Source organism: Salinicola sp. (assembly GCF_982684285.1).
The window spans coordinates 1-9,833 of sequence record NZ_CEXLVS010000162.1; the positions used below are offsets into that span (position 1 = coordinate 1).

At 65.2% G+C, this 9,833-nt stretch carries 10 protein-coding genes; 6 read left to right on the top strand and 4 right to left on the bottom strand.

Going from position 1 to position 9,833, the window contains the following annotated elements:
* Positions 1–45 precede the first annotated feature (45 nt).
* The gene (locus tag AC3AYF_RS13985) at positions 46–1,017 is read right to left on the bottom strand and encodes a cobalamin-binding protein (RefSeq protein WP_295038119.1); all 972 of its coding nucleotides are present in this window, start codon (positions 1,015–1,017) and stop codon (positions 46–48) included.
* Between the two features lie 120 nt (positions 1,018–1,137).
* On the opposite strand from AC3AYF_RS13985, the gene AC3AYF_RS13990 reads away from it, so the two are divergent.
* Entirely contained in the window at positions 1,138–1,965 is an 828-nt protein-coding gene (locus AC3AYF_RS13990) for an SIMPL domain-containing protein (RefSeq protein ID WP_295038121.1), read from the top strand.
* 47 nt (positions 1,966–2,012) lie between these two features.
* Here the strand turns inward: AC3AYF_RS13990 and AC3AYF_RS13995 are convergent, their stop codons facing one another.
* Positions 2,013–3,458, bottom strand: a complete 1,446-nt coding sequence (locus AC3AYF_RS13995) for a sodium-dependent transporter (RefSeq protein ID WP_295038123.1) — start codon at positions 3,456–3,458, stop codon at positions 2,013–2,015.
* A gap of 239 nt (positions 3,459–3,697) precedes the next feature.
* On the opposite strand from AC3AYF_RS13995, the gene AC3AYF_RS14000 reads away from it, so the two are divergent.
* Both AC3AYF_RS14000 and AC3AYF_RS14005 read left to right on the top strand, forming a co-directional pair.
* A complete protein-coding gene (locus AC3AYF_RS14000) occupies positions 3,698–4,354 on the top strand; it encodes a potassium channel family protein (protein ID WP_295038124.1) in 657 nt (218 codons plus the stop codon).
* Between the two features lie 76 nt (positions 4,355–4,430).
* On the top strand, positions 4,431–5,798 hold the full coding sequence (locus AC3AYF_RS14005) for a TrkH family potassium uptake protein (protein WP_295038126.1): 1,368 nt from the start codon (positions 4,431–4,433) through the stop codon (positions 5,796–5,798).
* A gap of 6 nt (positions 5,799–5,804) precedes the next feature.
* Here AC3AYF_RS14005 and AC3AYF_RS14010 read toward each other — a convergent pair whose 3' ends face one another.
* Complete coding sequence (locus AC3AYF_RS14010) at positions 5,805–6,419, bottom strand: LysE/ArgO family amino acid transporter (RefSeq protein ID WP_295038127.1); 615 nt, start codon at positions 6,417–6,419, stop codon at positions 5,805–5,807.
* A gap of 103 nt (positions 6,420–6,522) precedes the next feature.
* Between AC3AYF_RS14010 and AC3AYF_RS14015 the strand changes: the two genes are divergently transcribed.
* Complete coding sequence (locus tag AC3AYF_RS14015) at positions 6,523–7,431, top strand: LysR family transcriptional regulator ArgP (protein WP_295038129.1); 909 nt, start codon at positions 6,523–6,525, stop codon at positions 7,429–7,431.
* 164 nt (positions 7,432–7,595) lie between these two features.
* Positions 7,596–7,976, top strand: a complete 381-nt coding sequence (locus tag AC3AYF_RS14020; protein WP_295038132.1) for a hypothetical protein — start codon at positions 7,596–7,598, stop codon at positions 7,974–7,976.
* A gap of 82 nt (positions 7,977–8,058) precedes the next feature.
* Here AC3AYF_RS14020 and AC3AYF_RS14025 read toward each other — a convergent pair whose 3' ends face one another.
* Entirely contained in the window at positions 8,059–8,358 is a 300-nt protein-coding gene (locus AC3AYF_RS14025) for an MTH1187 family thiamine-binding protein (protein ID WP_295038135.1), read from the bottom strand.
* Positions 8,359–8,837: 479 nt separating this feature from the next.
* Between AC3AYF_RS14025 and cfa the strand changes: the two genes are divergently transcribed.
* A partial coding sequence (gene cfa / locus AC3AYF_RS14030) for a cyclopropane fatty acyl phospholipid synthase (protein ID WP_487779889.1) occupies positions 8,838–9,833 on the top strand: 996 nt, incomplete at its 3' end.

Sequence of the window (9,833 nt, forward strand, 5' to 3'; positions counted from 1 at the left end):
AGCTCTCTCCAAAGATCATGGGAAAGGTAAACCTGAAAAACGATCTCAGGGGTCTGAAGAATCCGTGGTTCGCAACTGCGGTGACTCCCAGCCTCTGATAGAGGTCCTATGAACCTCGGCAAGCGCCTGACATACCTCTTGTACCGCCTGGATCATGCGCGGTCCGGGCCGGCTGATGGCGTCCCGATCGACGGTGTAGAGCGCGCCGTCGCGCACCGCCGGCAATTCATCGTGGTGTGCCCAGAACGCTTTCCAGCGGTCGTCGGCACCGGCTGCCAGGATGACCTCCGGCTGCGCCTCGAGCAGCGATTCCCAGCCAATCTGCGGCACCAGTACGGGTGCCTCCTCGAATAGCGGCTCGCCGCCGCAGTGACGAATGATCTGGGTCACGACCTGGCCGCCGGCCAGCGTGGTCAACGGCGACTGCCCCAACTGGTAGAAGACCCGCGGCTCTGGTGACAGCGTCTGTGAGCTGCGTTGCAGCGCCCGCTCGAACCGCGAGGCCGCCTTCTCCCCGGCGACGTCATGGCCGCTGAGCCGGCCGATATCGCGCAGGTCGTCCGCGATCTGATCGAGCTTTCTCGGTTCACTGCGATAGACGGGAATCTCCAGGCGCTCGAGCTGCTCGATCAGCGATGCCGGCGTGCCGCTGCCCCAGACCAGCACCAGATCCGGCCGTTTGGCGACGACCAGTTCGATGGGGACACCACGGTAGCTGCCGACCCGATCGATATGTGCCGCCGCCGGCGGGTAGTCGCTCCCCTCGATGGCCCCGACCAACTGCCCGCCGGCGTCGACGGCATAGCTCATCTCCACCAGGTGCGGCGCCAGCGCGACGATGCGCTCGGCGGGCCGGGACAGGGTGACGGTGCGGCCGCTGTCGTCCTCGACGCTGATGGCGTCGACCTCCGCCATGGCGTGCAGCGGCAGCAGCGCCGCACCGACGGCGGCGATTACCGGCCGCCACGGCACCTGCGACATCACGGCGTCCAGCAATGGGGAAAGAGAGCGCATCATCGGTTCTGCGAGTTGGGCTAAAGGTGCCGGCGAGCATAGCATGGGAACCGCAGGACGCCTGAGGCGTCCATGCAGCGCCCACATCTTGCGCGACACGCGTTTTTCGATAGAGGAAGTGCCATGTCTCACGACGCTCTGATCAATCGTTCAGCTCACTCTCACGCCGCATCCCGTGGCAGAAGCCTGGCCCGGAACCTGGGCCTCGGGCTCGCCGGGGTCGTGGCGACCATTGCCCTGGCCACGCCGGCGCTCGCCGACAAGACGCCACATCAGCTCCACGTCCAGGCCAACGCCACGATCGATGTCGCACCGGATCAGGCGACGCTGAATGCGCGACTGTGGGAGCGCACGCCGGCCCAGGTCCAGGGAGAGGAGTCCTCGGGCGATAGCGACGCCATCAAGGAGGCGCGGGACCGGCTCGAGTCCCGCACCGGCGAGCTGATCCGGACCCTGGAAAACGCCGGCGTCGACAGCAAGCGGATCCGTGCCGGCTCGCTCAGCGTGCGCCCGGACATCGTGCAGTCCGGCAATCGGGGCGATGACGACACGCCGCCGAAGGTGCGAACCCAGGTCGAACGTTCGGTGTCGTTGACGCTGAACGATCTCGACCGGCTGCCCCGCGTGCTCGACGCCCTGACCGCCGCTGGCGTCGACTCTCTCGACGGCGTCAGCTACGGGCTCCAGGACAGCGACGCGGCGGACGATCGCGCTCTCAAGCAGGCGCTGGAGCGGGCACGCCAGAAGGCCGAGATGATGGCCGATACGCTGGATGTCGACCTGGGCGATGTCGTCAATATCGAAGAGACCACGGCGCCCCGCTATCAACCGCAGATGATGATGCGTGCCGCGGCAGCCGACAGTGGCAGCGGCAGCAGCGCGGCGGAGTACCGCAGCGGCGAGATCAGCATCGACGCCGGCGTGAGCGTGACCTGGGAGATCGACGACTGATGACCTTCGGGTGGGCCTCGGCGCCCGCCCGTACCGTTGCACCAGGCTTACGCCCGACGCGTCAGGCGGGCGAGCACCACCTCCGCGAGCAGCGCCAGGGCCAGCACCATTGCCAGCCAGCGCCAGTCGAAATCCGCATTCAGCGCACCCAGGGCATCCAGAAACACCATCACGATCGCCACCGGACAGACATAGCGGATCGTGAATCGCCACAGGGCGTGGATGGCCGACGGCAAACCAAGCTCCTCCTCGAGGCTCTCTCGACGCAGCACGAACCCGGCCAGCAACGCCGTTCCCAGCCCACCCAGCGGCATCAGGAAGCGCGAGGTCAGGAAATCCAGCCAGTCGAAGAAGTGACGCCCCGCCAGCTTCCAGTCCGCGCCGACGTTGAACGACAGCATCGCCAGCGTACTCACGATCCACAGCAGGATACCGACGCCCCAGGCCGCCCTGGCGCGCGACAGGCCGTGGCTTTCGTTCAGCCAGGCGACCGTGGCTTCGATCATCGAGATGGCCGAGGTCAGCGCGGCCACGGTCAGCATCAGGAAGAAGATCGTCTCGATCACCCCGCCCAGCGGCATCTGCTGGAACGCCAGCGGCAGGCTCATGAAGATGAGGCCGGGGCCGGACGCCGGGTCCATGCCGTTGGCGAAGATCACCGGGAAGATCGCCAGCCCGGCCATCAGCGCCACCAGGGTGTCGCAGATGGCGACCATCAGCGTGGTACGACCGATGGACTGGCCCGCCGGCAAGTAGGCGCCGTAGGTGAGGATCGCGCCGGAGGCCAGCGACAGGGTAAAGAAGGCGTGCCCCATCGCCGCCAGGATGGCCTGTCCGGTGAGCTTGCCGGGATCGAAGGCGAACAGGAACTGCACGCCGGCGCCGAAGCTGCCGGAAAAGATCGCGTACACGATCATTACCACCAGCATGACCACCAGACCGGGCATCATCCAGCGCACGCTGCGCTCGATGCCTGCCTGGACGCCCAGTCCCACGATCGCCATCGTCGCCACAGTGACGAGCGTGCTCCAGAAGCCGAGATTCCAAGGGTTGGCGTTGTTGGCACCGAAGATGGCCGCCATGCCCTCGACGCTGTCGGCCGTCAAGCCTCCGCTGAGCGACTTCCACAGATAGGAGACGGCCCAGCCGGCGACCACGACGTAGAACGACAGGATCATGAATCCGCACAGCATCGCCATCCAGCCGAGCCCCGACCACAACCCGCTGCGCCCGGACTCCCGCGCCACCCGCCGGATCGCGTCCACCGGACTGCCCCGGCCTCTGCGCCCCAGCGCAATCTCGGTCATCATCACCGGCACGCCGATGGCCGCGATGCAGACCAGGTAAACCATGACGAAAGCACCACCGCCATATTCGCCGGTCATGTACGGGAATTTCCAGATGTTGCCCAGCCCCACGGACGAGCCGGTGGCCGCCAGGACGAAGCCCCAGCGTCCCAGCCACAGATTCTTGGGTCGTGCGATTGCGGTCATGCTTCCTCGTCGTTCCAGTGGACGGCCTGAAGACGCCAGCCCCGTATCGAGGCCGGGTGCGGCGCAGGGAGTCGCCCAGGGCGGGCGCTTGCGGCGGAGGATTGTAGCGTCGACGCGCGACATGCGCGACCAAGTCGTGGTTGGTAGGATGCCGGGGCTTGTGCAAAGCTTGGCCCACAGCGATGATCCAGCCCACTCGCCGGTCGGCATTACCGGCGTCGATCGACAAGGAGATTCCGATGTCCCGGCACTTCGCCATTCTGGGGTTGGGCTATTTCGGCAGTACCGTTGCACGTGAACTGAAACGTCATCAGAACCAGGTGCTCGGGGTCGATGCCGACGAGACCCGGGTCGACGCGATGTCGGACATGCTCGATCATGCGGTGATCGCCGACCTCACCGACGAGAAGGCGCTCGGCGAACTCTCGCTGGATGCCTACGACGTCGTGGTCATCGATGTCGACGACAACGTCGAGGCCAGCGTCACCTGCACGCTCCACGTCAAGGAGCTAGGCGCCAAGGAGATCTGGGCCAAGGCTCACTCCGATGCCCACTACAAGTTGCTCAAGCGCCTGGGCGCCGACCGGGTCGTCTACCCGGAGTACGATGTCGGCGTGCGGGTCGCGGAGAGCCTCAACTATCACGCCATGGTCGATTTCATCCGGCTGGGCGAGCGCCAGTTCATCGTCGAGATCGAGACCACCGACCGTCTGATCGAGAACTGTGCCAGCGTCGCCAACCTCTCCATCGATCCCGAGGCCCTGTCTCTGGTCGCCATCAAGCGTGGCGAAGAGGTGATTCGCAACCCGGACGACGACACCCCGCTCCAGGCCGGCGACAGCCTGATACTGATGGGCGACCTGCAGGCGCTGCGCGAAATCGGCAAACAGATATGAGCGTTCCGCCTCATCCCTCTGCACGAGACGCCCTCGAGGCGCCCGCCAGCCACGCAAGCCGCCGCGGAGGGTGCGAGTGAGACGCTGGCAACGACTCAAGCGGCCCTTTCGTCGCGCCCCGCACGGCGGTGTCATCAGGCTCTCTCCACCGGAAATACTGCTGCTCGGTTTCGCGCTGCTCTGCGCCATCGGCGCCCTGCTGCTATGGCTGCCGGGCAGCGCGACGCGCCCCCTGGCCTGGCACGAGGCCCTGTTCACCGCGACCTCGGCGGTCACCGTCACCGGGCTCAGCGTGATCGATGTGGGCAAGGACCTGACCTTCATCGGCCAGTTGGTGGTGCTGGTCCTGATTCAGGTCGGCGGCCTGGGCTTCATGACCTTCGCCGCGCTGACGGTGCTGCTGCTGGGAACGCGGCTGCCGCTGAGCCAGCAGAACCTGGTCCGCGAGGCGCTGGGAGAGATCGCCTTCAGCGACATCCGCGACCTGGTCAAGCTGGTGGTCGCCTTCGCCTTCATCACCGAGACCGCCGGCACGCTGCTGCTGGCCTGCCACTGGGTGCCCGAGCAGGGGCTGGAGATGGGGCTGTGGCACAGCCTCTTCCACGCCGTCTCGGCGTTCAACAACGCCGGTTTCTCGACCTTTTCCGACAGCCTGATCAAGGAGGTCGGCGATCCACTGGTCAATGCAACGGTGACGCTGATGTTCATCGTCGGCGGGCTGGGCTTCGTGGTGGTCAGCGATCTCTATCGCCATCGTCGCTGGTCGCGCCTGGCGATGCAGACCAAGGTCGTGCTGCTGGCCACGTTCTGGCTCAATGTGATCGCCACCGCGATCCTGCTCGGCCTGGAGTGGTCCAATCCCGGCACCCTGGGTGGCCTGGGGAGCGTTTTCGCCAAGCTGCAGGCGGCCTGGTTCCAGGCCGTCACCCCGCGTACGGCCGGCTTCAACACGCTGGAGACCGGCTCGCTGACCGACGCCTCGACGCTGCTGGTGATGGTGCTGATGTTCATCGGTGCCGGCTCGAGCTCCACCGCCAGCGGCATCAAGATCACCACCTTCGTGGTCCTGCTGCTGACGGCCCGCGCGTTCTACCGCAACACCGAACACCCCACGGTCTTCGGCCGCTCGATCCCCCAGGAGACCGTGATCAAGGCGATCACGGTAGCGCTGGCCGGGGTCCTGCTGGTGGTGATGGCGCTGTTCGGGCTCACCATCACCGACAGCGAACAGTCGTTTCTCGATCTGGCGTTCGAGACCGTATCCGCCTTCGGTACCGTGGGGTTGTCCCGGGGCATCACCAGCGATCTTTCGCTGCCGGGGCAGTTCCTGCTGGGCCTGACCATGCTGCTGGGCCGGGTGGGACCGCTCTCCGTCGGCTATTTCCTGGCGACACGGCAGGCAAGGGGCGTGCGCTACGCCAAAGGCGACATTCAGATTGGCTAACCCTGTTCACAGCGTGTGAGTCGCGAGCTGCCAGGCGACCAGCAGCATGGTCGCTCCGACCGCCGTGTCGATGCCCTGCCACCACCGCGGGTTGCGAAGCCGTGGCGACAGCCAGTGCGCCAGTCCGACCAGCCCGAAGAACCAGAACAGCGACGCCAGCGACGCTCCAACCACGAATCCGACGGGGCTGGACTGCTGGCCGCCGATGATGCCCAGCATCACCACCGTATCCAGATAGACGTGGGGGTTGAGCAGTGTCACCGCCAGCGTGGCCGCGATCACCGACCACGCACCTGCCGCGGGCAGTCCATTAGTGGACTCCCCCACTTCGAGGCTGCGGGGGCGCACCGCACGCCGGAACGCTACCGCGGCCTGCCACACGAGCCAACCGGTGCCACCCCAGCGCGCCAGCTGCAGGCCGGTAGCGCTCGAGGCGATCAGCGGCGCGAGGCCCGCCACGCCAGCGGCCACCAGCGTCAGATCACAAAAGGCGCAGATCCCGGCCACCAGCCAGCCATGTTCGCGACGCAGGCCCTGCCTCAGGACGAACGCATTCTGCGCCCCGATGGCCACGATCAGCGTGGCGCCGATCAACAAACCCTGAATGACTGACGTTCCCATAGTGAACTCTCATGGCGCTGCGCAAAGGCACGGGGATTCGCATCATGCGGCGACATCGACTATTAATAAAAATGAATTGGCTAATGAGGCATTAGAATATTTGATGCTGGATTACAAACTTCTCGAAGCCCTGTCCGCCATCGTCGATCAGGGCGGTTTCGATCGCGGCGCCCAGCAGCTCAACCTGACCCAGTCGGCGGTCTCCCAGCGCATCAAGTTGCTGGAAGCCCGACTGGGCCAGCCGGTGGTCGTCCGCACGCCGCGCCTGCTGCCGACCCCGCTGGGGCAGCGGCTTCTCAACCATGCCCAGCAGGTGCGTCTGCTGGAGCATGATCTGCTCGACCGGATCCCGGCCCTCGGCGAGGGGGCGCAACGGCTCAGGCTGGCGATCAACGCCGACAGCCTCGCGACCTGGTGGGCGCCGACCCTTGGCGACTTCTGCCACCGTCGCGGCGTGCTGCTGGATCTGGTGGTGGACGATCAGGAGGTGGCGCTACGCCGCATGCGCGATGGCGAAGTGGCCGGCTGCATCTGCGCCACCGCGAGGCCTGTCCAAGGCGCGCGCGCTCGCGCCCTCGGCACCATGCGGTACCGCGTGATGGCGAGTCCCGGATTCGCCGAGCGCCATTTTGCGGAGGGTGTCTCCCAGCAGGCGCTGGAACGGGCGCCGGCGATTCTCTACGGACCGGAAGATCGCCTGCATCAGCGCTATCTCGATCTGCACGGTTTCAAGGAGCCGTTTCCGCACCACCTCTGCCCGTCGTCGGAGGGCGTGCTGCACATGACGCTCGCCGGCATCGGCTACGCCATGATCCCCGAGTGCCAGGGAAGCGATGGGCTGTCGCGGGGGGAGCTGGTCGATCTCGATCCGCAGCGTCCGCTGGACGTGCCGCTCTACTGGCACTTCTGGCGCCACGGCGGCGAGCTTCTCGATGCCCTGACCGCGCATCTGCTATCCGCCGGCGACCACTGGCTGAGAGCGCCTGAAGCGACGCCGGCCACGTCGGCCTGACGGGCAACGCCTCGCGCAGCAGGAACATTTTCCCTGTTGTAGAATGACTTACGGATTTCGATAGCTTGCGGATGGCAACCGAGGTTCTAGACTGAAACACCAGCTGGCGACGCTGCGATTTCGCGCACGGTCAGCTGGCCACCGTGACACAAGGAGTGAGTGACATGATGAAGATGACAGCGACGACGCCGATCTGGATGGCCCTGACGGGACTGCTCACGGTGGGCGCCCTCGCGGGCTGCGCCAGCGACAGCAGCTCGGTCGAGAAGGAAGCCACCCGTTACGTCGTGACCGGTCTGGGTGACGACAAGGACGAAGCGATGAGCAATGCCAAGGAGCGCGCTCTGGAGCAGTGCGAAGCGCAGGACTACGACGAATTCGTTATCGTCGAGCAGCAGACGATGGGGCCGGGCGAGGAGTCGGGCAAAGCCGCCAGCGCCGACCAGCAGCTCGAGGGCGCTACGGTCGACGAGGACACCGAGCTCCAGGCCGCCACCCAGGAAGGCGATGGCTACAAGGTCACCTGGACGATTCGCTGCCGCTAACCCCCTGTCGCCGGCCGCCGCGGCCGGCGCATCTTTCCGGTCTCCACCGGAATCTCCACCGGAATGTCGATGAGGCTCAGGCCTAGCCGCGCAGGGCCTCGACGCTATCGACCTTCTCATCCATGCGTTGCTCGCGGTCCGTCCGCGTCCCCATCTTCAGCGTCGTGGTGATCCTCGGCGCCCCCATCGCGTGCACCCCTTCGTGGCACGCCTTGACGACGGCCATCACCTCGTCCCACGACCCCTCGATATTGGTGCCGTAGGCATGCATTCGATGATGGAGGCCCGAGTCCTCGATGATTCGCTGGCACGCCGCCACGTAGGGCGATACCGACACCCCGACTCCCAGCGGCACGACACATAGATCGACGATGACGTGCATAGTTTCGCTCCTCCGATCGGTTTTTCCATGGTACTGAACTCCGTCGTTCGAATCGCGACCGCGTCGGGCGGTGGATTCGACCGAGTCGATCCAGTGTATCGGCGAGCCGAACCCGCCGTAAAAAAGCGGGATCGGGCCTGGACTATCATGGCAATAGCGCTAGGCTTATTGACGGCAAAGCCGTTAGCACGCAATGTAAATAAGCCTAATGCAATTACGGCTGGACTCTATCTGAAACGTCATCGAATACTTATTGTTTCGGATAGCGCATGGCCAACAGGGAACAGGGACCGTGGCGCACCACGCCCTCCCGCCGTCATAGCTTGATCCTTCGGGCCGTTTCAAGCGAGTGGAAAATGACCGAAAAAACGCGTCAGCGCGGTCGAACCCGCAATTCAAAAGGTTATTTTTCGTCGTTCGAGCGGAACGATGCCGTCAGGCGGCCGGGGAGCACACTGCGCCCCTTGCTAGGAAACAACATGACCAGTAATACGCCTATCGCCCCCGTCGCGCTGCCCGACACCCGCGCCCGTCAGACGCTGGAGAAACTGCTCGAAGGCTCCGGTGTCACCCTCAACGGCAACCAGCCCTGGGATATCCGCGTTCACCACCCCGACCTCTTCTCGCGGGTCGTTCGCCAGGGTTCCATCGGCTTCGGCGAAGCCTACATGGATGGCTGGTGGGAGTGCGATCGGATCGACGAGATGATTCACCGCCTGCTACGCCACGGACTCGGCACGGTCGCGCACACCACCACCGAACGCATCGTCTACAAGCTTCAGTCCACCTTCATGAACCTGCAGAGCAAGGCTCGGGCCTATATCGTCGGCAAGGAGCACTACGACTTCGGCAACGACCTTTTCACCCGCATGCTGGACGAGACGCTCTGCTACTCCTGCGGCTACTGGAAGGAAGCCCGCACGCTGCACGAGGCCCAGGTCGCCAAGCTCGACCTCGCCTGCCGCAAGCTGGATCTCGAACCCGGCATGCGAGTGCTCGACATCGGCTGCGGCTGGGCCAGCTTCGCCGAGCATGCCGCCCGCCAGTACGGCGTCGAAGTCACCGGCATCACCATCTCCGAAGAGCAGGCAAAGCTGGGCCGTGAACGCTGCGCCGGGCTGCCGGTGGAGATACTGCTCGAGGATTATCGCGAGCTCAGCGGCGAATTCGACCGTATCGTGTCGATCGGCATGTTCGAACACGTCGGCCAGCGCAATTACGCCACCTACTTCGATACCGTCAAACGCCTGCTGAAGCCCGGTGGCCTGTTCGTGCTGCACACGATCGGCTCCAACACCAACGAGGTCAGCATCGACCCCTGGATCAACAAGTACATCTTCCCCAACGGCATCCTGCCTTCGATCCAACAGGTCGCCGACGCCAGCGAAGGCAAGCTGATCATGGAGGACTGGCAGAACTTCGGTGCCGATTACGACACCACGCTGCTGGCGTGGCAGGAGAACCTGCTCGCCCAC

Coding starts and splice junctions, on each gene's coding strand:
- AC3AYF_RS13985 (WP_295038119.1), bottom strand. CDS start 1,017: ATGATGCGCTCTCTTTCCCCATTGCTGGACGCCGTGATGTCGCAGGTG.
- AC3AYF_RS13990 (WP_295038121.1), top strand. CDS start 1,138: ATGTCTCACGACGCTCTGATCAATCGTTCAGCTCACTCTCACGCCGCA.
- AC3AYF_RS13995 (WP_295038123.1), bottom strand. CDS start 3,458: ATGACCGCAATCGCACGACCCAAGAATCTGTGGCTGGGACGCTGGGGC.
- AC3AYF_RS14000 (WP_295038124.1), top strand. CDS start 3,698: ATGTCCCGGCACTTCGCCATTCTGGGGTTGGGCTATTTCGGCAGTACC.
- AC3AYF_RS14010 (WP_295038127.1), bottom strand. CDS start 6,419: ATGGGAACGTCAGTCATTCAGGGTTTGTTGATCGGCGCCACGCTGATC.
- AC3AYF_RS14015 (WP_295038129.1), top strand. CDS start 6,523: ATGCTGGATTACAAACTTCTCGAAGCCCTGTCCGCCATCGTCGATCAG.
- AC3AYF_RS14020 (WP_295038132.1), top strand. CDS start 7,596: ATGATGAAGATGACAGCGACGACGCCGATCTGGATGGCCCTGACGGGA.
- AC3AYF_RS14025 (WP_295038135.1), bottom strand. CDS start 8,358: ATGCACGTCATCGTCGATCTATGTGTCGTGCCGCTGGGAGTCGGGGTG.